20 protein-coding genes are annotated in these 24,609 nt (G+C 43.3%); 19 read left to right on the forward strand and 1 reads right to left on the reverse strand.

Annotated elements, in window-relative coordinates; translation table 11 throughout:
* The first annotated feature begins 195 nt into the window (after positions 1-195).
* The 8 genes from N0M92_RS01815 to pyrE are packed head-to-tail and all read left to right on the forward strand — an operon-like array spanning position 196 to position 9,699.
* Positions 196-1,131 carry an aspartate carbamoyltransferase catalytic subunit gene (locus N0M92_RS01815; protein WP_260284207.1) on the forward strand — a complete coding sequence of 312 codons (936 nt, stop codon included), beginning with the start codon at positions 196-198 and terminating at the stop codon, positions 1,129-1,131.
* Entirely contained in the window at positions 1,094-2,380 is a 1,287-nt protein-coding gene (locus N0M92_RS01820; RefSeq protein ID WP_260284208.1) for a dihydroorotase, read from the forward strand. The genes N0M92_RS01815 and N0M92_RS01820 overlap by 38 nt, the downstream gene beginning before the upstream one ends.
* Positions 2,377-3,483 (forward strand): carbamoyl phosphate synthase small subunit, encoded by a 1,107-nt coding sequence (locus N0M92_RS01825; RefSeq protein ID WP_192203979.1) that lies wholly within the window; start codon positions 2,377-2,379, stop codon positions 3,481-3,483. The genes N0M92_RS01820 and N0M92_RS01825 overlap by 4 nt, the downstream gene beginning before the upstream one ends.
* On the forward strand, positions 3,462-6,668 hold the full coding sequence (carB, locus tag N0M92_RS01830; RefSeq protein ID WP_260284209.1) for a carbamoyl-phosphate synthase large subunit: 3,207 nt from the start codon (positions 3,462-3,464) through the stop codon (positions 6,666-6,668). The genes N0M92_RS01825 and carB overlap by 22 nt, the downstream gene beginning before the upstream one ends.
* Positions 6,665-7,444, forward strand: coding sequence for a dihydroorotate dehydrogenase electron transfer subunit (locus N0M92_RS01835; RefSeq protein WP_260284210.1), 780 nt, complete (start codon positions 6,665-6,667; stop codon positions 7,442-7,444). The genes carB and N0M92_RS01835 overlap by 4 nt, the downstream gene beginning before the upstream one ends.
* On the forward strand, positions 7,441-8,382 hold the full coding sequence (locus N0M92_RS01840) for a dihydroorotate dehydrogenase (RefSeq protein WP_260284211.1): 942 nt from the start codon (positions 7,441-7,443) through the stop codon (positions 8,380-8,382). The genes N0M92_RS01835 and N0M92_RS01840 overlap by 4 nt, the downstream gene beginning before the upstream one ends.
* On the forward strand, positions 8,354-9,070 hold the full coding sequence (gene pyrF / locus N0M92_RS01845) for an orotidine-5'-phosphate decarboxylase (protein WP_260284212.1): 717 nt from the start codon (positions 8,354-8,356) through the stop codon (positions 9,068-9,070). The genes N0M92_RS01840 and pyrF overlap by 29 nt, the downstream gene beginning before the upstream one ends.
* The gene (gene pyrE, locus N0M92_RS01850) at positions 9,064-9,699 is read left to right on the forward strand and encodes an orotate phosphoribosyltransferase (protein ID WP_260284213.1); all 636 of its coding nucleotides are present in this window, start codon (positions 9,064-9,066) and stop codon (positions 9,697-9,699) included. Before pyrF ends, pyrE begins: the two co-directional genes overlap by 7 nt.
* Positions 9,700-9,752: 53 nt before the next feature.
* On the opposite strand, the gene N0M92_RS01855 is transcribed toward pyrE, so the two are convergent.
* The gene (locus N0M92_RS01855; protein ID WP_260284214.1) at positions 9,753-11,474 is read right to left on the reverse strand and encodes an Rqc2 family fibronectin-binding protein; all 1,722 of its coding nucleotides are present in this window, start codon (positions 11,472-11,474) and stop codon (positions 9,753-9,755) included.
* Positions 11,475-11,895: 421 nt separating this feature from the next.
* Between N0M92_RS01855 and N0M92_RS01860 the strand changes: the two genes are divergently transcribed.
* The 11 genes from N0M92_RS01860 to rlmN all read left to right on the forward strand — a co-directional run bounded on the left by N0M92_RS01860 (position 11,896) and on the right by rlmN (position 24,608).
* Positions 11,896-14,574, forward strand: a complete 2,679-nt coding sequence (locus N0M92_RS01860; protein ID WP_260284340.1) for a calcium-translocating P-type ATPase, SERCA-type — start codon at positions 11,896-11,898, stop codon at positions 14,572-14,574.
* Positions 14,575-14,729: 155 nt separating this feature from the next.
* A complete protein-coding gene (locus N0M92_RS01865; RefSeq protein WP_260284215.1) occupies positions 14,730-15,605 on the forward strand; it encodes a YicC/YloC family endoribonuclease in 876 nt (291 codons plus the stop codon).
* A 53-nt stretch (positions 15,606-15,658) separates the two neighbouring features.
* Positions 15,659-15,922, forward strand: a complete 264-nt coding sequence (gene remA, locus N0M92_RS01870) for an extracellular matrix/biofilm regulator RemA (protein ID WP_034313813.1) — start codon at positions 15,659-15,661, stop codon at positions 15,920-15,922.
* 10 nt (positions 15,923-15,932) lie between these two features.
* The gene (gene gmk / locus N0M92_RS01875) at positions 15,933-16,547 is read left to right on the forward strand and encodes a guanylate kinase (protein ID WP_034313809.1); all 615 of its coding nucleotides are present in this window, start codon (positions 15,933-15,935) and stop codon (positions 16,545-16,547) included.
* Positions 16,548-16,550: 3 nt separating this feature from the next.
* A complete protein-coding gene (gene rpoZ, locus N0M92_RS01880; protein WP_260284216.1) occupies positions 16,551-16,754 on the forward strand; it encodes a DNA-directed RNA polymerase subunit omega in 204 nt (67 codons plus the stop codon).
* Positions 16,755-17,013: 259 nt separating this feature from the next.
* Complete coding sequence (gene coaBC, locus N0M92_RS01885; protein ID WP_260284217.1) at positions 17,014-18,222, forward strand: bifunctional phosphopantothenoylcysteine decarboxylase/phosphopantothenate--cysteine ligase CoaBC; 1,209 nt, start codon at positions 17,014-17,016, stop codon at positions 18,220-18,222.
* A 6-nt stretch (positions 18,223-18,228) separates the two neighbouring features.
* Complete coding sequence (gene priA, locus N0M92_RS01890) at positions 18,229-20,640, forward strand: primosomal protein N' (protein ID WP_260284218.1); 2,412 nt, start codon at positions 18,229-18,231, stop codon at positions 20,638-20,640.
* Positions 20,641-20,733: 93 nt separating this feature from the next.
* A complete protein-coding gene (gene def, locus N0M92_RS01895) occupies positions 20,734-21,219 on the forward strand; it encodes a peptide deformylase (RefSeq protein ID WP_260284219.1) in 486 nt (161 codons plus the stop codon).
* Positions 21,216-22,175 carry a methionyl-tRNA formyltransferase gene (fmt, locus tag N0M92_RS01900; protein ID WP_260284220.1) on the forward strand — a complete coding sequence of 320 codons (960 nt, stop codon included), beginning with the start codon at positions 21,216-21,218 and terminating at the stop codon, positions 22,173-22,175. Before def ends, fmt begins: the two co-directional genes overlap by 4 nt.
* The gene (gene rsmB / locus N0M92_RS01905; RefSeq protein WP_260284221.1) at positions 22,162-23,514 is read left to right on the forward strand and encodes a 16S rRNA (cytosine(967)-C(5))-methyltransferase RsmB; all 1,353 of its coding nucleotides are present in this window, start codon (positions 22,162-22,164) and stop codon (positions 23,512-23,514) included. Before fmt ends, rsmB begins: the two co-directional genes overlap by 14 nt.
* Entirely contained in the window at positions 23,514-24,608 is a 1,095-nt protein-coding gene (rlmN, locus tag N0M92_RS01910; protein ID WP_260284222.1) for a 23S rRNA (adenine(2503)-C(2))-methyltransferase RlmN, read from the forward strand. Before rsmB ends, rlmN begins: the two co-directional genes overlap by 1 nt.
* The last annotated feature ends 1 nt before the right edge of the window (position 24,609 follow it).

Below are 24,609 nucleotides of genomic sequence, written 5' to 3' on the forward strand. Positions count from 1 at the left end.
ATATTGCATCAAAACAATAAATCACCTTTTAAAAGAAGTCCAGAGAGGCTTAAAAGGGTGTTGCTGTAAAGAGAATGAGAACGGGATAAAGTGTAAACCATTCCGTGTCCGCACACTCTTTATGACCTACACCCTGTCCTTAATGACGGGGTATTTTTTATGCCCCGTATCACAAATGTGAAAGGAGCAGGATCGATGAAAAAATTATTGACCATGAATGAATTGGCTTTAACTGATATTGAAAGGATTTTACATGAGGCAGAGGGTTTTGCCAAGGGATCTAGCTGGAATCCAAAGCAGCAGACCACAGTTGCCAATCTCTTCTTTGAACCTAGTACACGTACAAAATCAAGCTTTGAAATGGCTGAAAGAAAATTGGGGCTTGAGGTCATTCCTTTTGATGCGGGTACATCATCCGTGTTAAAAGGTGAAACCTTATATGACACTGTTAAAACGTTAGAAGCAATAGGTGTGAATGCCTTGATCATCCGTCATGAACAGGATAATTATTTTGATGAATTGAATGAGAAGATCGGGATTCCAATAATCAACGCAGGGGATGGCTGCGGAAATCATCCAACCCAATCATTACTGGACTTATTGACGATAAAACAAGAGTTTAAAAGTTTCAAAGGTCTGAAGATTGCCATAATCGGTGATGTAAGGCATAGTCGGGTTGCGAAATCGAATGCAGAAGCATTAACCCGTTTAGGAGCGAATGTCGTATTTTCGGGTCCGCCTGAATGGTTTGACAGAACAAACAGTTTGGGAAGGTATGAAGACATCGACCATGCGGTAGCTACCTCGGATGTGGTCATGCTGCTCAGAATACAGCATGAAAGGCATATTGAAAAATACGATCAGGCAAATGGAGATTATCTGGAAAGTTTCGGCCTGACCAAACAACGTGAAAAAAATATGAAACCGGGTGCGATCATCATGCATCCTGCACCAATAAACCGCGGTGTTGAAATAGACAGTGATTTAGTCGAATGCAGCCGCTCAAGAATATTTAAACAAATGGAAAATGGCGTGTTCATTAGAATGGCCGTATTAAAAAATGTGCTTGAACAATCCGGAGGGGGAAACATTCATGAAAACAGTAATCAAAAATGGAGTATTGCTAGATAATCAAAACTCATTCAAAAAAGCGGACATTGAAATGGAAGGCAAGGTCATCACAAAAATCGGCGAGAACTTGGCAACGGAAAATTGTAAAGTAGTTGACGCTGAAGGGTTACTTATTACATCAGGATTCGTTGATCTGCATGTCCATTTACGCGAACCGGGCGGTGAACATAAAGAAACAATCGCTAGTGGAACGCAGGCAGCGGCAAGAGGCGGTTTCACTACGGTAGCGGCAATGCCCAATACAAGGCCAGTTCCCGATACAGTGGAAAACCTTGAAGCGCTAAACAGGAAAATTGAAGAAACGGCTCATGTAAGGGTACTCCCATATGCATCCATTACAATTAGGGAAGCCGGCAAGGAGTTGACCGACTTTTCTTCATTAAAACAAACGGGTGCTTTCGCCTTTACGGACGATGGCGTGGGAATTCAAGAAGCTGGGATGATGCTGGAAGCGATGAAACGGGCAGCCGCTCAAGATGTGGCCATAGTTGCTCATTGTGAAGACAATAGCTTAATCAATAAAGGCTCCGTCCATGAAGGAAGGTTCTCAAAAGAACAGGGAATCAATGGAATTCCGTCCGTATGTGAGGCTGTACATATTGCCCGGGATATCCTCCTTGCTGAAGCTGCGGATTGCCATTATCACGTATGCCATATATCCACGAAGGAATCGGTAAGGACGGTAAGGGATGCCAAACGCGCCGGTATTCGCGTCACAGCTGAAGTTACACCGCATCACTTATTATTGTGTGAAGATGATATACCGGGACTTGATACGAATTATAAAATGAACCCGCCATTAAGGGGCCGTGAAGATCGGGATGCATTGATAGAAGGACTGCTTGACGGAACCATCGATTTTATAGCAACAGACCATGCCCCGCATGCGGCAGAGGAAAAAGCGCAGGGAATGCAGCTGGCTCCTTTCGGAATAGTGGGATTGGAAACGGCCTTCCCGCTGCTTTACACCGAATTGGTTAAAAAGGGCGTCATTACATTAAAGCAATTGATCGATTTCATGACAATTAAACCCTCTGAAAGTTTCTCCCTTCCTTATGGAGAGCTAAAGGAAGGTGCTATTGCGGATATCGTGCTCATCGATTTGGAAACAGAAAAAGAAATTAATGCTGAAGAGTTTGCTTCAAAAGGAAAAAATACACCTTTTAATGAAAAGAAATGTTATGGCTGGCCAGTCATGACGATTGCGGAAGGAAAAATAGCTTGGGAAAAAGGACGTGTTCAAGGATGAAAAGACAGCTAATTTTAGAAGACGGGACAGTATTCCTTGGGGAAGCATTCGGAGGGGAAGTAGAAAAAATAGGTGAAGTCGTTTTTAACACAGGAATGACAGGGTACCAGGAGATTCTATCCGATCCATCCTATTGCGGTCAGATCGTTACACTTACGTATCCATTAATCGGGAACTACGGAATAAACCGGGATGACTTTGAATCCATCAATCCAGCTATATCGGGATTCGTCGTTAAGGAAACAGCAGAACTTCCTTCCAACTGGAGAAACCAATTATCACTTGATGAATATCTGAAAATGAAGAACATACCTGGAATAAGCGGAATCGATACGAGAAAGCTGACAAGGATCATCAGGAAATCAGGTGCACTTAAAGGGGCGCTCTGCAATATCAATAAGGATGCAAAAGAAGTGGTTTCCCAGTTGAAAGCAACGGTGATTCCTTCTAATCAAGTGAAACAGGTTTCAACAAAAGCACCATATTCCAGCCCGGGCAGAGGCCCGCGGGTAGTTCTTGTAGACTATGGCATGAAGCATGGGATTTTACGTGAGTTGACGAAGCGCGGCTGTGATGTCGTGGTTGTGCCTTATAACGTCACGGCCGAAGAAGTGATGCAATATCATCCGGATGGCGTGATGCTTTCAAACGGTCCTGGAGATCCGAAAAGTGTTCATGAGACGCTTGAAATGATCCGTACAATCCAAACGCAAGTGCCATTATTCGGAATCTGTTTAGGTCATCAATTATTCGCACTTGCAAACGGGGCGGATACGGAAAAATTAAAATTCGGCCATCGAGGATCTAATCATCCGGTTAGGGACCTTCGAACCGGAAAGGTATCCATCACATCTCAAAATCATGGATATACAGTAGAAGAGCTTTCCATTGAAAATACAGATCTTATTGTGACACATACAGCATTGAATGATGATACGATTGAAGGCCTGCGCCATAAAAAGTATCCGGCTTTCACCGTACAATATCACCCGGAAGCATCACCAGGGCCGGAAGATGCCAACTACTTATTCAATGAATTCTTACAAATGATTGAAGCTGCAACCAACAAGGGGGAAAAAACATGCCAAAACGCACTGATATAAAAAGCATCCTAGTAATTGGTTCCGGTCCGATCGTCATCGGACAGGCCGCCGAGTTCGATTATGCAGGAACTCAAGCGTGTATAGCCTTAAAAGAAGAAGGTTATCGAGTGATCCTGATTAACTCTAACCCTGCTACAATCATGACAGACAGTGAAATGGCTGACGCGGTTTATATCGAACCGATCACATTGGAATTTGTCAGCAAAATCATCCGTAAAGAGCGCCCGGATGCACTGTTACCCACCTTGGGCGGACAGACCGGCTTGAATATGGCAGTCGAGCTTGCTGAAGCAGGAATCCTGGAAGAATGCAATGTACAGATTCTTGGGACCAAACTTTCAGCTATCCAACAAGCGGAAGACCGTGACCTTTTCCGTACGCTGATGAACGATCTAGGGGAACCGGTACCTGATAGCGACATTATTCATAACTTGGAAGAGGCATATACATTCGTTGAACGGGTCGGGTACCCAGTCATTGTTCGTCCTGCCTTCACGCTTGGCGGAACAGGCGGTGGGATTTGTGATAACGAAGAGCAGCTGATCGAGATTGTTGAGGGTGGCCTGAAAAGCAGCCCGGTACACCAATGTCTGCTTGAGAAGAGCATTGCCGGTTTCAAAGAAGTTGAATATGAAGTGATGCGTGATTCGAATGATAATGCGATAGTCGTTTGTAATATGGAAAACTTCGATCCTGTCGGTGTGCATACAGGCGATTCAATTGTTGCCGCACCAAGCCAAACATTAAGTGACAGAGAGTACCAAATGCTTCGAAATACGTCCTTGAAGATTATCCGTGCCTTGAAGATTGAAGGTGGATGTAATGTTCAGCTGGCGCTAGATCCAAACAGCTATCAATATTATGTCATCGAAGTGAACCCAAGGGTCAGCCGTTCGTCGGCACTTGCCTCAAAAGCAACAGGATATCCAATTGCAAAGCTTGCAGCAAAGATAGCCGTTGGTTTGACGCTCGATGAAATGATGAACCCTGTCACTGGCAAAACCTATGCCAGCTTCGAACCGTCACTGGACTATGTCGTTACGAAAATTCCGCGCTGGCCTTTCGATAAGTTCGAAAGCGCCAACCGTAGACTCGGGACCCAAATGAAGGCGACCGGAGAAGTCATGGCAATCGGCCGTACATTCGAGGAATCAATCCTAAAAGCTGTCCGTTCCCTTGAAGCGGGTATATACCATCTTAATTTGAATGACGAGTTTGAAGATGGAAAAATAGAGAAACGGATCAGGAAAGCGGGAGATGAACGGTTATTCTATATCGGTGAAGCGTTAAGAAGGGGAATAACGATCGAAACAATACACGATTGGAGTCAGATCGATTTATTCTTCTTGCATAAGTTGAAAAAAATAATCGACTTTGAAAAGCAGCTTAAAGAACAATCTTTCGATTGTGAAGTATTGCAAAAGGCTAAAGAACTAGGGTTTTCTGACAAAACGATTGCAGAAATATGGGGAGTTCCCGAAATTGACGTCTATGAGTACCGGAAACAGCAAGGAATCATCCCTGTTTATAAAATGGTTGATACATGTGCTGCGGAATTCGAATCGGAAACACCGTATTTTTATGGGACATACGAAGATGAGAATGAATCCATCGTTACTGACAAGAAAAGTGTCATTGTTCTGGGGTCAGGCCCAATTAGGATCGGGCAAGGAGTAGAGTTTGATTATGCGACCGTACATTCGGTATGGGCCATTAAAGAAGCGGGATACGAAGCGATCATCATCAACAACAATCCAGAAACAGTTTCGACGGATTTCAGTATCTCCGACAAACTTTATTTCGAACCATTGACTATTGAAGATGTCATGCATGTCATCGATTTGGAAAAACCGGAAGGGGTCATCGTCCAGTTTGGTGGACAGACAGCAATCAACCTTGCAGATGGTCTTGTTGAAAGAGGAGTGAAGATCCTTGGTACTTCACTTGAAGACCTGGATAGGGCGGAAAATCGCAATAAATTCGAAAGAGCACTTAAGGATTTAGGCATTCCGCAGCCAAAGGGTAAAACCGCAACATCGGTTGATGAAGCAATCGTCATCGCTGAAGATATTGGTTATCCGGTTTTAGTAAGGCCATCGTATGTTCTCGGAGGAAGAGCGATGGAAATCGTCTATAAACAAGAGGAATTGCTGCATTACATGAAAAATGCCGTGAAAATAAATCCGGATCATCCTGTCCTGATCGACCGCTACTTAACGGGTAAGGAAATTGAAGTTGATGGAATTTCCGATGGCGAAACCGTCGTTATCCCTGGAATCATGGAGCATATCGAACGTGCCGGCGTCCATTCAGGTGATTCGATTGCAGTCTATCCGCCTCAAAATTTAACGGAAAAACAAAAAGAAGTAATCATCGATTATACGACCCGGTTGGCAAAAGGTTTGAATATAATTGGTCTCTTGAACATTCAATATGTCATCAGCAATGAAGAAGTGTATGTGATTGAAGTAAATCCACGTTCAAGCCGGACCGTTCCATTCTTAAGTAAAATTACGAACGTGCCGATGGCCAACTTAGCCACGAAGGTCATTTTGGGCCACACACTTGAAAGCCAAGGTTACAAATCGGGGTTAGTGCCAGAACAAACTGGGGTCTATGTGAAAGTGCCGGTCTTCTCTTTTGCAAAATTAAGAGGTGTGGACATCTCACTCGGACCTGAAATGAAATCGACTGGTGAAGTAATGGGGAAAGATAGCACCCTTGAAAAGGCTTTATACAAAGGGCTGGTCGCTTCCGGTTTCAAAATTAAGGGGCATGGTTCGGTGTTATTGACGATATCTGATAAAGATAAGCAAGAAGCGCTACTTTTAGCAAAACGTTTCCATAATATCGGTTTCAAGCTGATAGCCACCAGCGGAACTGCTGCCTTATTGAAGCAATCCGGCATCCCGACTGCGATTGTCGGTAAAATTGGCGAAGAAGGTACAAACCTGCTGGATGTTATTCGGAACGGGGAAGCACAATTTGTCATAAATACTTTGACAAAAGGTAAGCAGCCTGCCCGAGATGGTTTTAGAATCCGACGTGAATCGGTTGAAAATGGAGTGACATGCCTAACATCACTTGATACGGCAGAAGCTATTTTAAGAGTGATAGAATCGATGACTTTCTCGGCAGAAGCAATGGGAAAAACGGAAATAAGTCGTGAGGTGAGCTATATATGATCAAGAAGGAAAGAATGAAGGTGTTAAATCATAAGGAACTGGCCCCATCCATTTTTGAACTTACTCTGCAAGGTGAATTGGTTTCAGAGATGAATCAACCAGGCCAGTTTGTCCAAGTCAAGACAACAGATGGCACTGAGCCATTGCTAAGACGCCCGATTTCAATTTCTTCTTACGACAACAGAGAAAAGCAGTTCACGATGATATACCGGGCTGAAGGTAAAGGAACGGCGCTGTTATCACAGCGTAAAGAGGCGGAAGCGGTCGATATCCTTGGACCCCTTGGCAACGGATTTCCCGTTCATGAGGCCAAAAAGGGCGAAACGGCATTATTGGTTGGTGGCGGGATTGGGGTCCCGCCCCTGTATCAATTATCACGGATGTTGGTTGCAAAAGGTGTTAAGGTAATCCATGTATTGGGCTTCCAGACCAAGTCAGCCATCTTTTACGAAAAAGAATTCAGTGAATTAGGTGATACCTATATTGCCACTGTTGATGGTTCTTATGGGACAAAAGGATTTGTTACGACTGTAATAGACAACCTCGAGCAAGAGTTTGCAACGATCTTTTCATGCGGGCCTACACCAATGTTAAGAGCGTTGGAAGCGGGCTATCGTGAGAAAAAGCTATACCTGTCCCTTGAGGAAAGGATGGGATGCGGCATCGGTGCATGCTTTGCCTGCGTGTGTCATACAGGGGATGATCCAACTGGTTTCAGTTATAAAAAGGTATGCAGTGATGGACCCGTATTCCGGGCAGGAGAGGTGGTATTATGAGCAGGCTTTCAGTGGAATTACCAGGATTAAACTTGAAAAACCCAGTCATGCCAGCATCTGGATGCTTTGGATTCGGCCGTGAATACAGTCAATTTTTCGACTTGGATATTCTTGGGGCGATCATGATCAAAGCGACCACTCCTGAACCGAGATTCGGTAACCCTACTCCGCGTGTTGCGGAAACCTCATCGGGAATGCTGAACGCCATCGGTCTGCAGAATCCAGGTTTAGAAAAGGTCATCAGTGAAGAATTGGCCTGGCTAGGCGGGTATGATGTTCCCATCATCGCCAACGTTGCCGGTTCGCAAATAGATGACTATGTAAAGGTTGCCAGTGATATAAGTAAGGTGAGGAATGTAAAAGCACTTGAATTGAATATCTCTTGTCCGAATGTTAAAGAAGGTGGCATTGCTTTTGGTACGGTGCCGGAAGTTGCCAAAGAGGTGACCAAGGCGGTCAAGGAAGTGTCTTCCGTCCCTGTGTATGTGAAGCTTTCACCGAATGTCAGTAATATTGTGGAAATGGCCAAAGCCGTAGAAGAGGGCGGTGCCGACGGTTTGACAATGATTAATACATTAGTCGGCATGCGATTAGATTTAAAAACTGGCAGACCGATCCTTTCTAACAGGACGGGTGGGTTATCTGGTCCTGCAATAAAACCTGTTGCGCTCCGGATGATTTATGAGGTAAGCCAGCAAGTGTCTATTCCGATCATCGGAATGGGCGGCATCACTTCAGCGCAAGACGTCATTGAATTTTTCTATGCGGGTGCAAGTGCTGTTGCGGTGGGAACCGCTAACTTCGTGGATCCCTTTGTATGCCCGACCATCATCGAAGAATTACCGAAATTGTTGGATGAGCTCGGATTTGATCATATTTCACAATGTACCGGAAGGAGCTGGAAGCAGAATGAAACAGTCACTAATTATCGCTCTTGATTTTCCTGACCTCATTCAAACAGAAGAATTCCTAAAACAGTTCCATTCGGAAAAATTGGCAGTAAAAGTGGGGATGGAATTATTTTATCAGAATGGACCATCAATAATTTCTTTCGTAAAAGAGCAAGGCCACGATGTGTTTTTGGACTTGAAGCTTCATGATATTCCGAATACGGTCAAAATGGCCATGACAGGATTGGCAACTTTAGGGGCTGACATGGTCAATGTCCATGCGGCGGGTGGACAAAAGATGATGGAAGCAGCCATGGAAGGTTTGGATAAGGGAACGTCCGCTGGTAAAAAACGTCCATTATGCATAGGGGTTACCCAACTGACGAGCACATCACAGGAACAAATGAATGTTGAGCAAAACATTGCCGGATCTCTGGAGGATTCGGTCCTCCATTATGCAAAACTTACTAGACAGGCAGGATTGGATGGCGTCGTCTGTTCCACCCATGAAGTAAAGAACATACATGAACGCATCAGTCATGAATTCTTAACGGTCACACCTGGAATTCGAAGTGCAGGTGGACAGGCGCATGATCAAAAGAGAATTGCAACGCCTGAACAGGCTAGGGATTTTGGAGCGGATGCCATCGTTGTAGGGAGAGCCATAACGGGGGCTGCAGATCCATTAAAGGCGTATTTGGATATGAAAGCAGCTTGGGAGGGAATATCATGTTAAATAATAAGATAGCTGAACATCTATTGGAAATAAAAGCAGTGTACCTGCAGCCGAATGACCCCTTTACTTGGGCATCTGGAATTCAATCACCCATTTATTGTGACAACCGCTTAACCCTTTCATACCCAGAGGTTCGCAATGAAATAGCGGAAGGATTGAAAGGTTTGATTGAACAGAATTTCCCTGAGGCTGAACTGATTGCAGGCACAGCAACTGCCGGCATTCCGCATGCAGCTTGGGTGAGTGAAAAATTAAATGCACCGATGTGCTATGTTCGATCCAAAGCCAAGGAGCACGGAAAGGGCAATCAAATTGAAGGCCGTGCTGTTCCAGGACAAAAAGTGGTGGTTGTGGAAGACTTGATTTCAACCGGCGGAAGTGTGATTACTGCTGTTAACGCGCTGAAAGAAGCTGGCTGTGATGTTCTAGGAGTCGTTTCGATCTTCACTTACGAATTGGAAAAAGGAAAAGAAAAATTCGATGCTGAGGGCATTATTAACCATTCATTGAGTGACTACTCGACATTGATAAAAATCGCTAATGAAAAAGGGTACATCACAGCAGAAGAATTGGAAAAGCTAAAAAAATGGCGTGAGAATCCGGCTGATACGGCTTGGATTTCTGCATGAAAATAGAGGTGACCCAATCACGAAGGATTGGGTCACCTCTATTTTTTTACCTTTCAATCCTTTACCGCTTCCTTTAAGCGTATGACAGTATCGGCATCAGGTGTAATATATACGGTCTGCTGCTGGTCGTAGATCACGAACCCGGGTTTGGAACCATTCGGTTTCTTAACATGGCGAACTTGTGTGAAGTCAACGGGCACTGAGCTTGATTGCTGTGCTTTACTGAAGAAAGCTGCTAATACGGCTGCCTCTTTTATCGTTTTTTCACTTGGCGATTCATTTCGAATCACAACATGTGAGCCAGGTATATCTTTGGTATGAAGCCATATTTCATCACGGCGTGCAAACTTATTCGTTAGATAATCATTTTGTTTATTATTTTTCCCGACAAAAATGAGATCTCCATCTGTAGCATAATATGTTTCAAGCTGCGGTTTTGCATTTGCAGGCTTTTTCATGCCTTTTTTCTTTTTTTGCCTAATGTATCCTTCTTCCTGTAGTTCTTCGCGAATCTCCTCAATATCTCTGGGTGAAGCTGATTGGAGCTGCTGATGCAAGGCTTCAAAGTAGGACAATTCCAATTTTGTTTTTTCGATTTGTTCTTGGACGACTCCGACTGCATTTTTGGACTTTTGGTATCTGGAGAAGTACTTCTGTGCATTATCTGATGGATTTTTTAACGGGTCAAGCGGGATGGTGACCATACTTTGTTCTTCATCATAATAATTGACGACTTCTATTTCCTTCATGCCTTTTTTCATTTGATATAGATTAGCTGTAAGCAGCTCACCGAACAACTGATACTGTTCTCCGCGTTCCGTATCTTTTAATGTACGTTCGAGCTTCCCGATTTTTTTTGAGTTCTTTTCTATTTCATTAGTAATGAAACGTTCTACATCCTGGCTCTTTTGCTTAACTCGATCTCTTTCTGCCTTTCCGAAGTAATAGCGGTCGAGCATCTCGCTCAATGAAGGAAATGTACGTTGATTCCCAGTCAGATGATCGAGTGAAAGCATATAAAAAACTTCTTTATTTCCATCTTGTTTGATCATCGCGGTATAGTTTTGCTCCGAGATTTCTTGGATAATCTTTAAAAAAGCTGATGGAAGGGTCGTGCTGTTGGCAAGTCCAGCCCGGTAAACGGCTTCCTTTGCAACTAATGGTGAAACTCCAGAAAAATGGGCAACAAGCTGTCGATCCAGCTTTCCTGCATTGAAGTCGATATTCTTTCTTATATCGTCCTCTGTGGCCTCGAAGGGATTCTTCTTTTCTTGTGCGGGCGGGGCCAAATATTCCTGGCCGGGCAATATTGCACGATAACTGTTAACAGCATGTGAAACATGCTTAATGCTGTCCAAAATCATATTTCGTTCTTTATCGACTAAAACAATGTTGCTGTGACGCCCCATGATTTCGATGATTAACTGCTTTTGAGAGACATCACCAAGCTCATTGCGGCCCTTCACTTCTAAAATGATCATCCTATCAAGTTCATATTGATAAATATTTTCTATCGTATAGCCTTCGAGGTGCTTCCTAAGAAGCATACAGAACATGGGTGCCTCTTTGGGATTTTCATAACTTTCTTCGGTCATTTGCACCCTCGAATAACTTGGGTGGGCTGATAGTAAGAGCTTATGGTTCTTACCTCCAGCACGAACAACCAGTATAACTTCATTTTTATAAGGCTGGTGTACCTTATTGATTCGTCCACCTTTTAATATAGAAGCGATTTCTTCCGTCATCGCTTTCGTGAATAATCCATCAAATGACATTCTATTTTTACTTCCTTTACATAAGATTTTCTAAGAACTCATTTTTGCCGGGCGTTATCAAAGCATCAGGGGCTGCCCATTTTAGCTAATCCCAATTTTTTAGAGAACTGGGTGAAAAGCTGGGGTTGTTAGTTCAGATAAATTGAATGGCTGATTTTTTTGTTTCTGAGATTAAATGCAAATTTAGTCCATTCATCATGATTAGCGGTCGTTCATTCATAAATTATCCGGATCGTTCTTCTTTCCGCAATTCTGTTTAATTATAGCATTATTTTGGACGAGTCTGAATAATCATGGAAGAAGAGCAGGTTGTTTTATGTATCGGTAAGCAGGCAGGTGTTGGATGAGTAAAGCAAAAGGCGCCTGTTGAGATGTATACAGGAGCCTATTTCATTCTATTCAAAGGGATGTGTGATACTTGATGGAGTTCAAGGAAATGAATAATCAAGAAATGGAGAAAGCGCTTCAAACAAACGTTACACACGGTTTGGACGATGATGAAGTAAAGGACAGGCTGCGAAAGCATGGTTTTAACGAATTGAAGGAAGGAGAAAAACAATCAGCCATTCTTTTATTTTTCGCCCAATTCAAAGATTTCATGGTCATAGTTTTACTTGCCGCGACCTTAGTCTCCGGGATATTGGGTGAATATATCGATGCGATTGCCATCATGGCGATTGTTTTTTTGAATGGATTACTTGGGTTTTTTCAAGAACGGAAGGCAGAGAAATCCCTGGATGCCCTAAAGGAAATGGCTGCACCGCAAGTTAACGTACTTCGGGATGGCCAGTGGCTGAAAGTCCCATCGAGAGAAGTCGTAGTAGGAGATATCCTGAAGTTTTCAAGTGGTGACCGAATTGGTGCCGATTTACGGATCATCGAGCATTCAAGCCTTGAAATAGAAGAGTCTGCACTTACCGGTGAGTCACTCCCGGCAGTTAAATGTTCTGATCCATTGATGAATGAGGTTGAAGGTATCGGTGATCAGGAAAATATGGCGTTTATGGGAACGATGGTAACAAGGGGAAATGGGGTCGGAATCGTAATCGCTACTGGAATGAATACGGCGATGGGCAAGATTGCAGATCTCCTGCAGACTGCTGAAACAAAAGAAACTCCACTTCAACGGAGGTTGGAGCAGCTAGGAAAAATTTTGATCGTCACGGCTTTAATATTAACTGTAATAGTGGTCCTGACTGGTGTCATTCAAGGGCATGACCTCTATACGATGTTTTTGGCCGGGGTATCTTTGGCTGTTGCGGCGATACCCGAGGGCTTGCCAGCCATTGTGACTGTAGCATTGTCTTTGGGCGTTCAGCGTATGATCAAACAAAAAGCGATAGTACGCAAGCTTCCTGCCGTAGAAACGCTTGGCTGCGCAACGGTGATTTGCTCAGATAAGACAGGAACACTTACACAAAACAAAATGACGGTGACGAAGGTTTGGAGTGGAGGGAAAACTTGGGATGTCGGCGGTACTGGTTATAATCCGGTCGGAGAGTTTTCTTTAGAAGGAGTTTCAGTTGCCCCGAAAAACCATAATGCCTTGCTTCAAATAATTACATTCGGCATGCTCTGTAATAATGCCGAGCTAAAGGAGGATGGTAAACGATATATTTTGGACGGTGATCCGACAGAAGGGGCGATGTTGGTCGCGGCAATGAAAGCGGGCTTGACGAGGGAACACTTGTCTAAGAGATTTACGATAGTCAAGGAGTTTCCATTTGACTCGATCCGCAAAATGATGAGTGTCATAGTGAAGGATGATAAAGATAAACATTTCGTCATTGTAAAAGGCGCACCTGATGTATTAATCGCCCAGTCCGACACGATTCTTTGGGAAGGAAAGTCGGAAATATTGAATCAGAAGAGTAAGGAAAGGGTGCAACAGGACATGAATGGGCTTGCCTCGCAGGCACTTCGAATGATTGCTGTTGGTTATAAACCCCTTTCAAAAGGAACGATTTTGCTTCATGAAACCGAAGCTGAGCGCAATTTGACCTTCATGGGGCTGCAGGGCATGATCGATCCCCCACGTCCGGAAGTGAAGCAGGCAGTTAAGGAATGCAGGGATGCGGGGATCAAAACTGTCATGATTACTGGCGACCATATAATAACCGCAAAGGCAATAGCTAAAGAACTTGGTATTTTAAAAGGAAAAGACCGTGTACTGGAAGGACGGCAATTGGCCGACATGGAAGTCGGGGATCTTGAGGAAGTTGTTGAAAGTGTTTCGGTATTTGCCCGCGTTTCCCCTGAACATAAGTTGAAAATCGTAAAAGCCTTGCAAAGTAAAGGACATGTTGTTGCAATGACAGGGGATGGTGTCAATGATGCCCCTGCGATAAAATCAGCGGATATTGGTATATCCATGGGTATCACGGGTACTGATGTCGCTAAGGAAGCTTCTTCCTTGATATTGGTTGACGACAATTTTGCCACAATTAAATCGGCCATCAATGAAGGCAGGAATATTTACGAAAACATCAGGAAGTTCATCCGTTATCTGCTTGCTTCCAATGTTGGGGAGATTTTGGTCATGTTTTTTGCGATGCTGTTTGCCTTGCCGTTACCTTTGATACCAATCCAGATCTTATTCGTGAACCTTATTACCGACGGACTGCCTGCGATGGCATTGGGATTGGATTCCCCAGAAGAAGATGTAATGAAAAGAAAACCAAGAAATGCTAATGAAGGAGTTTTTGGAAGAGGGCTTGGCTGGAAGATCATCTCTCGTGGGTTTCTGATCGGGATTTCAACATTGATCGCATTTTATGTAGTATACCGTGCAAATCCGGATAATCTTGCATATGCACAAACGATTGCGTTTGCTACCTTGGTCCTAGCTCAGCTAATACATGTATTCGATTGCCGAAGCGAACATTCGATCTTCTCGAGAAATCCATTCGGTAACCTTTATCTAGTGGGGGCGGTACTATCATCCCTATTATTGTTGGTAGCCGTCATGTATGTCCAGCCTTTACAAACAATCTTTCATACAGTACCAATTTCGGGAAGGGATTGGCTATTAGTTATAGGGATGGCATCCATTCCAACTTTTTTACTGGCTGGAACCTTTTTAGCAAGAAAAGCACAATAATATATGATATAATCTTTAAGGTGGTAGAGTCATGCTCTATTGCCTTTTTATTTTTGTAGTATTTTATTTGTGAGCTAAAGTTTTCATGCTGTAACTAATATATAATGAAAGTTAAAGGCCAAATTACTACATTATGTTTGATAGGATGTGGAACCATGGTTACCAGTATGACGGGCTATGGAAGAGAAGAAGCGGAAAACGAACAGGTCAAGGTTTTTGCCGAAATTAAGACCGTGAACCATCGTTTTTGTGAATATACGATTCGGATGCCGCGCCAGCTTTTGGTTTTGGAAGAAAAGGTGAAGAAGAAGGCGAATCAATACATAAGAAGGGGACGGGTGGAAATCTTCATTACAGTGGAAGGTGAGAGCCTGGTTTCCAAAAAGGTGAAGATCGATTGGAACCTTGCGGATCAGTATGTGGGTTTGATGGATGAAGTCAAGCGAAAGTACAATCTGGAAAGTTCCATTACATTACAGGATATGCTGCAACTTGAATCGATTTTCATGACGGAAGAAGTACCTGCGGTTCCTGCCGATTTGGAATCCCTGTTATTGAAGGCTGTCACGGGGGCATTGGAAAATCTGAAAAAAATGCGGAATCTGGAAGGTCAGGAACTGGCCTTGGACATGAAACACCAGCTGAAAAGGTTCGGTGAGATTGTAGCAGGGGTCAAAATGCATGCACCTTCAGTCGTCGAGAAATATAAAGCCAGGTTGGAAATCAAGCTGGCTGAGTTGACTGAAGGATTGATCGAAGATAGCCGCATTATTACAGAAGCGGCCATTTTTGCTGATAAATGTGATATAAATGAAGAACTGACCAGACTCGATAGCCATATACAGCAATTTTCAAGAACGCTTACCCATAGTGAACCAAATGGAAGAAAACTTGACTTCCTTGTCCAGGAAATGAACAGGGAAGTCAATACGATTGGATCAAAGGCGAATGATTCCGCCATTACCAAAGAAGTGGTGGAAATGAAAAGTCTTCTTGAAAAATTAAAGGAACAGGTTCAAAATATCGAGTAGTCGGTTTATGATGAACCTAACAAGGTGACAATAGATATGAATGGGGGACAAAAATGTCAATAAAGCTCATTAATATTGGTTTTGGGAATATCGTTTCCGCAAACCGGATCGTATCGATCGTGAGCCCGGAATCGGCTCCGATCAAAAGGATCATCCAGGACGCCCGGGACCGCGGATCCTTAATAGATGCTACATATGGTAGAAGAACCAGGGCCGTAATAATTACAGACAGCGACCATGTTATCTTATCTGCCGTTCAACCGGAAACGGTTGCTGCACGGCTCCAAGATAGAGATGACAGCGTAGAAGAGGGGTAACTGAAACAATATGAGAGAAAAAGGTTTATTAATCGTTTTGTCCGGTCCATCCGGTGTTGGTAAAGGAACTGTAAGGAAGGCGATTTTTTCTCAGCCAGGGACGGCATTCGAATATTCAATTTCGATGACGACACGGCTGCCTCGCCATGGTGAAGTGGACGGCGTGGACTATTTCTTCAAAAAACGCGAGGAATTCGAAGCACTTATCGAAGAAGGAAAATTACTGGAATATGCTGAGTTCGTCGGTAATTATTATGGAACACCCGTGGATTATGTCCGTGAAACAATCGATTCCGGAAAAGATGTATTTCTGGAAATAGAAGTTCAAGGAGCTAAACAGGTCCGGGAGAAATTCCCTGAAGGACTTTTCATTTTCCTTGCTCCTCCGAGTTTGACTGAACTCGAAAGCCGCATCGTTACTCGCGGAACCGAGACGGAGGAAGCGATAAAAGGACGTATGAAGGTGGCTAAGGAAGAAATAGAACTTATGGATCTGTACGATTATGTTGTTGAAAATGATCATGTGGATGCCGCATGTGCGCGAATTAATGCAATTGTAATTGCCGAGCATTGCCGTCGGGAAAGAGTTGCTGTTTTATATAAAAAAATGTTGGAGGCGGAATAAATTATGTTATATCCATCAATTGATTCTCTATTACTTAAAATCGATTCTAAATACTCACTTGTATCAGTGGCGGCTAAACGCGCCAGGGAAATGCAAATTAAAGATAACTGCCTCGTAAAACCGGTTTCCCATAAATCGGTAGGTCGTGCCCTTGAAGAAATTCATTCCGGTAAATTGACTTATGATAATTCTTACGAGGAAAACTAAGAGAACACATAGCTTGACCTATCGGGCCTGACACCCTAAAGCAAACAGGAGCGTTACATTTGGAAAGTGCTTCCTTCCTGCGGCCAAGGTGTCAGGCCTGTTTGTTTTGATTTTTATAAGTAACCAAAATCACTGGTGGAGTCAGGTGATATATGGAATTTCTGGGAGGATCCATATGTTATTGCGCATTTCAAATGTAATTTCTTTGGTTTTCCGTCATAATTAGAAAAAATAGAATGTATAGTTAGGGGAAATTTGCATGCTTATCGATAAAAAAGTACTTCTTTGTGTCACCGGCGGGATTGCTGTATTTAAGGCTGCTGCCCTGACAAGTAAATTAACTCAGGAAGGTGCGCATGTAAAAGTGATCATGAGTGAATCGGCACGTAAGTTCGTGACGCCGCTCACCTTTCAGGCGCTTTCGAGAAATGATGTTTATACAGATACTTTTGATGAGAAGGATTCTTCAGTCATTGCCCACATCGACTTGGCTGATTGGGCTGATATCATCCTTTTGGCCCCAGCTACAGCCAATGTCATTGGCAAGGTGGCCAATGGAATCGCGGATGATATGATCACGACTACGCTACTGGCAACGGATGCACCTGTTTGGGTTGCGCCGGCAATGAACGTGCACATGTACGTCCATCCAGCGGTTCAGAAAAATATGGAGACACTTCGGTCGTTTGGATATCAATTCATTGAACCGGGCGAAGGGTATTTGGCCTGCGGTTATGTAGGAAAAGGGCGATTGGAGGAACCGGAAACAATCGTGGAACATCTTAACCGATATTTCGGTGAACACAAATCACAGAAAAAGCCTCTTAAAGGAAAGAAATATTTGATAACGGCAGGACCGACTCGTGAAGCGATTGATCCGGTGCGTTACGTGACGAATCATTCCAGCGGAAAAATGGGCTATGCCCTAGCAGAAGAGGCAATTGAAATGGGTGCTGAAGTGACATTGATTACTGGCCCCGTGAACTTGACGCCACCTATCAAGGCTAGAGTAATACCAGTGGAATCTGCAGCGGAAATGTATGATGCGGCATTCGAACAGTTCGATTCCAGCGACGTCGTAATCATGACGGCAGCAGTGGCGGACTATAAACCAAAGATTTATCATGCTCAAAAGATGAAAAAGCAGCCAGGGGAAAATGTGATTGAATTTGAACGGACAAAGGATATCCTTAAGGAACTCGGTGAAAATAAAACTCATCAAATCTTGGTAGGTTTTGCGGCTGAAACGAACAACGTTGAAGAATATGCAAGAGGAAAGTTAGTCAAAAAGAATGCAGATATGATTGTTGCCAATAATGTTACCATCGCAGGGGCAGGGTTTGGAACGGATACGAACATCGTGACCATTTACGGTAAAGATGGAAGTGCGACCGAACTTCCAAAAATGAGTAAAGCGGATATAGCTAAAAGCATTCTGTCAGAAGTATCCCGCATGCAAAAGGAATGATGTCTTATGGATATAGCATCCGTAATCGTGGATGTACCTGCTAAACAAACGGATCGAGAATTCGACTATCGCATACCTCAAAAGTGGAACCAAGTCATCAAGCCCGGAATGCGAGTCATCGTGCCGTTCGGACCAAGAATGGTGCAGGGATTCGTTACAGGCTTAAAAGCCAAAAGCGACTTTGCGAAATTACGCAATATAAAGGAACCAATGGATTTGGAGCCCATCCTTAATGATGAATTGCTGCAGCTTGGTGACTGGTTGACCAAAGAGGCGATGTGTTTTAAGATTTCAGCGCTGCAGGCCATGCTTCCGGCAGCGATGAAAGCAAAGTATGAAAAAGTTATTAAAGTCGTTGAAGAAAAAATGGATCAGCTGCCTCTCTTCATCCAAAACCTTTTCGGAAAAAATGATTCAATATCATGGAAAGATGTGATTGAAGGGGAGAACGCCTCCCTCTTCCAAAAGGAAATGCAAAATGGCAATCTTGAGCTTGTATATAATGTGAAAAACCGACTAAATAAGAAGACGGTCCGTGTCATTAAATCTTTGCTTTCCCCTAAGGAACTGAAAGAAATGGCATCAGCTATGTCCAGCCATGCAAAAAAACAACAGGAACTCCTTCAATACTTTATTGAACATCAAGAACCCATTCCGTTAAAGGAATTGCTTGAATTGTTAAACACATCAAGCGGTACCGTCAAATCCCTAGTGTCAAAAGGGGCTTTGGCGGAAATGGATCAAGAAATATATCGTGATCCGTATGAAAACCGTGTGTTCGAAAAATCCACACCCTTTACACTAACAGCTGAACAAACAGCTGCCTTGAAGCCCATCAACGAAAAAATACATCATGATGAACATGATGTCTTTCTTTTATATGGTGTAACAGGCAGCGGGAAGACGGAAGTGTATCTACAGGCAATTGCCTCTGTCATTGAAAAAGGGAAGGAAGCCATCATGCTTGTACCTGAAATCTCCTTAACGCCACAGACGGTGAAGCGGTTTAAGGAACGATTTGGTGAGCAGGTAGCTGTCATGCATAGCGGTTTATCCGTAGGTGAAAAATATGATGAATGGCGGAAAATTCACCGTAAGGAAGTTAAAGTGGTGGTGGGCGCGCGTTCAGCCGTGTTTGCTCCTTTTGAAAACCTGGGGCTGATCATCATTGATGAAGAACATGAATCCAGTTATAAGCAAGAAGAAACCCCAAGGTACCACGCCAGGGATGTTGCCATTGAAAGAGCAAAATCATATAAGTGTCCAGTAATTCTTGGCAGCGCCACACCTACACTTGAATCTTTTGCGCGTGCCAAGAAAAACGTCTATAAATTATTGACCCTTAGCCAGAGGATGAATAAAAATGCGTTGCCAGCAGTGGATATTGTAGATATGAGGGAAGAACTAAGAACGGGAAATCGTTCCATGTTTTCGGAGCTGCTCTTTACCAAGCTGAAAGACCGGCTTGAGAAGGGAGAGCAAACAGTCCTGATGCTAAATAAAAGGGGACATTCTTCCTTTGTGATGTGCCGAAGCTGCGGATTGGTCATCAACTGCCCTAATTGTGACATTTCACTTACTTATCATCGCTTTAATGATATAATGAAATGCCATTATTGTGGGTTTGAAGAGGGAATGCCTTCCGTTTGCCCTGAATGTGAAAGTGAACATATAAGGTTCTTCGGTACAGGCACTCAAAAGGTTGAAGAAGAGCTGGCAAAAATCCTCCCTGAAGCACGGGTCATACGAATGGATGTTGACACGACGAGCAAGAAAGGTTCACATGAGCGGTTGCTGAATGCCTTTGGTGAAGGGAAGGCCGATATATTGTTAGGCACCCAAATGATAGCCAAGGGCCTTGATTTTCCTAATATCACTCTTGTTGGAGTCCTATCAGCTGATACGATGCTGCATCTGCCTGATTTCCGTTCTTCTGAAAAGACATTCCAGCTTCTGACACAGGTAAGCGGAAGGGCGGGACGTCATCAGCTTCCGGGAGAAGTGGTCATCCAAACCTATACGCCTGAGCATTACAGCATAGAGCTTTCTGCCTTACAGGATTTTGATGCTTTTTATGAACGGGAGATGCATCTAAGGAGGCAAAGTCATTACCCTCCCTATTATTATGTTGTCCTTATAACCGTTTCACATGAAGACCTAATGAAGACGGTCAGTGTTACTGAAAAAATTACCAATTATTTAGGCTCACGATTGAATCGGGATTCTATCGTACTGGGTCCGGTTGCTTCGCCCATTAGTCGAATCAACAATAGATATCGCTATCAATGTCTGATAAAATACAAACGAGAGCCGGACCTTAATCAGCATCTACGCACACTTTTGGAGCATTACCAAAAAGAAACCGCTCAAAATCATCTGCAGATTTCAATAGATTTAAATCCACAGATCATGATGTAATTGTTTGAGAGATGGATGATTACCGCGAGCTGTTACAGCTTGCGTTTTTATAATGAAGTGTTGTTTTTCATATCTAGGAGGGTACCTTTAATTTTGGCTATTTTACCGATTGTCTTGTTTCCTGAAAAAATTTTACAACAAAAATGCGATAAAGTAACAAGTTTTGATAAAAAGTTGGCAAAGCTGTTAAATAATATGTATGAAACGATGGTGGAGGCGGATGGCGTTGGACTTGCAGCACCTCAGGTTGGCGTGAAAAAGCAAGTGGCCGTCGTTGAAATAGAGGAAGGATCAGGTGCTATCGAACTGATTAATCCGGAAGTGCTGGAAGTGGAAGGTGAACAGACAGGTGTTGAAGGATGCTTGAGCTTCCCGAGTTTATATGGTGAAGTATCGCGTCCATACCGTGTCAAAGTCCGGGCACAAGACCGAAAAGGATCTTTTTTCGAGATAGAAGCGGAGGATTTCCTCGCGAGGGCCCTTCAGCATGAAATTGATCATCTGCAAGGCGTTTTATTTACAAGTAAGGTCTCCCGGTATATTTCGGAAGAAGAGTTAGAAAGGTTTGGGGAAGAATGACAAAAATTATATTTATGGGTACGCCGGACTTTTCAGTGCCGGTATTGAGAAGAATCATTGATGAAGGGTATGATGTGATCGCTGTGGTCACGCAGCCCGATCGTCCAGTAGGACGCAAAAAGGTGCTGACGCCGCCGCCAGTTAAGGTCGAAGCCGAAAAGCAGGGGATCCCCGTTTATCAGCCCGAAAAAATCCGAGAAAAAGAAGAACTTGAAAAAATCATTGCGTTGAATCCTGACTTAGTGGTGACGGCGGCTTTCGGTCAAATCCTTCCGAATGAATTGCTGGATGCCCCTAAGTACGGATGTATTAATGTACATGCCTCCCTGCTTCCTGAACTGCGTGGAGGGGCGCCAATTCATTATTCCATCTTACAAGGGAAAGAAAAGACGGGAATAACCATCATGTATATGGCGGAAAAATTGGATGCCGGTGATATATTGACCCAGGCGGAAGTGATTATAGAGGAAGAAGACAATGTAGGTTCACTGCATGATAAATTAAGCAAGATAGGGTCGGATTTACTTGCAAAGACGCTTCCGAAACTTATAAATCAGGAGCTGCAGGCAATCAAGCAGGATGAGGCAAAAGCGTCTTTTGCGCCTAACATAAAACGGTCTGAGGAAAAAATCGACTGGTCGAAATCAGGGGAAGACATCTATAACCATGTACGTGGCCTGAATCCTTGGCCTGTTGCTTATACAACCTTAGACGGGGCCATTTTGAAAATTTGGCAGGTGAAGAAACTTGAAGATGGCAATCAGGCAGTGCCGGGCACGGTCATTGATGTACAAAGTGATGGTTTCATCGTTTCGACAGGTAATGAGACGGCAATACTAGTTACAGAACTGCAGCCTTCAGGGAAGAAAAAAATGCCGGCGAAAGATTATTTGCGTGGAGCCGGATCGTTCATTAAAGCAGGCATGAAGTTAGGAGAACAGAATGAAGCAAACTAAAAAGGGAGTACGTGAAATCGCTCTCGATATCCTGGAATCTGTAGAGAAAAACCAATCCTACAGTAACCTATTATTGAACAATTTGATTAAAAAGCACCAGTTATCCGCCGTGGATAGCGGACTGCTTACAGAAATAAGCTACGGTACCATACAGCGGAAGATGACTTTGGATTATTATTTGAACCCATATATCAAACAACCGAAAAAAACGCAAAGCTGGGTCATCAATTTACTTAGACTTTCCGTTTATCAAATGGTCTATTTAGATAAAGTGCCTGATCATGCAATCATTTTCGAGGCCGTCGAAATTTCCAAAAAGCGCGGGCATAAAGGCACATCTTCGATGGTAAATGGTGTGCTTCGTAATATTCAAAGAAATGGTGTTCCTTCTTTAGGTGATATTAAAGATGATCTGGAACGGCTTTCCATAGAAGTGAGTCACCCAATTTGGTTGGTTAAGCGTTGGGTAGAGCAATTTGGTTATGAAAAAACCAAAGAAATGTGTGAAATCAACTTAACTGCGCCTTTACAGACGGGACGGGTTAATTTAAAGAAGATTTCACGCCGTGAACTGATCAGCATATTAACGGAAGAAGGATATGATGTTGAGGCAAGTGAAGTCGTTCCCGAAGCAATCGTCAGCTATAAAGGGAATCTTGCTCATTCAGAAAGCTACAAATTAGGGTATTTATCGATTCAGGACGAGAGTTCAATGCTTGTAGCCCATGCATTAGGTGCGAATGAAAATGATGCTGTACTTGATTGCTGTGCTGCACCTGGAGGGAAAACGACACATATCGCAGAAGGCTTGACCACTGGACAAGTATATGCGCTCGACCTTCATGAGCATAAGGTCAAGCTCATTAAAGAGCAGGCTGAGCGCCTAAAACTCAGAAACAATATTAAGACAATGGCCCTTGATAGCAGGAAAGTGCAAGAACACTTTAATAAGGAAGGGTTTGACAGGGTGCTGATCGATGCACCATGTTCCGGGTTGGGAGTCATGCGCCGGAAGCCTGATGTAAAGTACACTAAAACAAAAGATGATATAATGAAACTCTCAAGTATACAAATACAATTATTGGAATCGGCTGCCCCGCTTGTTAAGCAAGGCGGACGGTTAGTATATAGTACCTGTACGGTGGATAAAGAAGAAAATGACAAAGTCGCTGCAGCATTTTTGGAAAGCCATCCGGATTTTGAAAGCGATGCATCCTTGTCCACAAGAATGCCTGAAAGCGTTCAGCCATTTATCGAAGGTCATACGCTGCAAGTTTTTCCGCAATATTTTAGCAGTGACGGATTCTTTATTGCGAGTTTTAGAAAGAAGGTGCTGTAATGGCAGAAATCACTAAATCATCTAGAGTAAGAAAAGACACGACACCAGAAAAACCATCGATCTACTCATTAGAGCTTCACCAAATTAAAGAATGGCTTGTTCAAAATGGAGAGAAGGCATTCCGGGCCGATCAAGTATATGATTGGCTTTATAAAAAGCGTGTCTCCAGTTTTGAAGATATGTCCAACCTTTCGAAAACATTACGGGATAAGCTTGAATCACAATTCACCTTCACGACATTGAAGACTTTGATTCAGCAAACGTCCAATGACGGAACGATGAAGTTTTTATTTGAACTCCATGATGGATATTCGATTGAAACGGTGCTGATGCGCCATGAATACGGAAACTCCATTTGCGTGACAACGCAGGTAGGATGTAGAATTGGCTGTACATTCTGTGCATCGACATTAGGCGGTTTAAAGCGTAATCTTGAATCAGGGGAAATTGTTGCCCAGGTCGTTAAAGTACAGCAAGCACTAGACGAATTGGAAGAACGCGTTAGTTCTGTCGTTATCATGGGTATCGGTGAACCGTTTGATAACTACGATAATATGATGTCATTCTTGAAGAATATAAACCATGAAAAAGGCTTGAACATCGGGGCCCGTCATATTACCGTTTCCACAAGTGGAATCATTCCTAAAATCTATAAGTTTGCCGAAGAAAGCATGCAAATAAACTTTGCTGTTTCCCTTCATGCACCGAATACGGAATTGAGAAGTAAATTGATGCCGATCAATAAGGCCTACAAACTTCCAGACTTGATTGAAGCCATCAAATACTATACAGAAAAAACAGGTCGCCGTGTAAGTTTTGAATATGGTCTATTCGGTGGCGAAAATGATACAGTGGAGCACGCAGAAGAATTAGCAAGTTTAATAAAAGGGATAAAATGCCATGTTAACTTAATACCGGTTAACTATGTACCTGAACGCAACTATGTACGTACACCTCGGGACCAAATTTTTGAGTTTGAAAAAACATTGAAGAAGCGCGGCATTAATGTAACGATCCGAAGGGAACAAGGCAGTGATATTGACGCAGCCTGCGGCCAGCTTCGGGCCAAGGAGCGCAAAGAAGAGACGAGGTGAC

This window comes from Peribacillus aracenensis, assembly GCF_025175645.1.
Classification (GTDB): Bacteria; Bacillota; Bacilli; order Bacillales; family DSM-1321; genus Peribacillus; species Peribacillus aracenensis.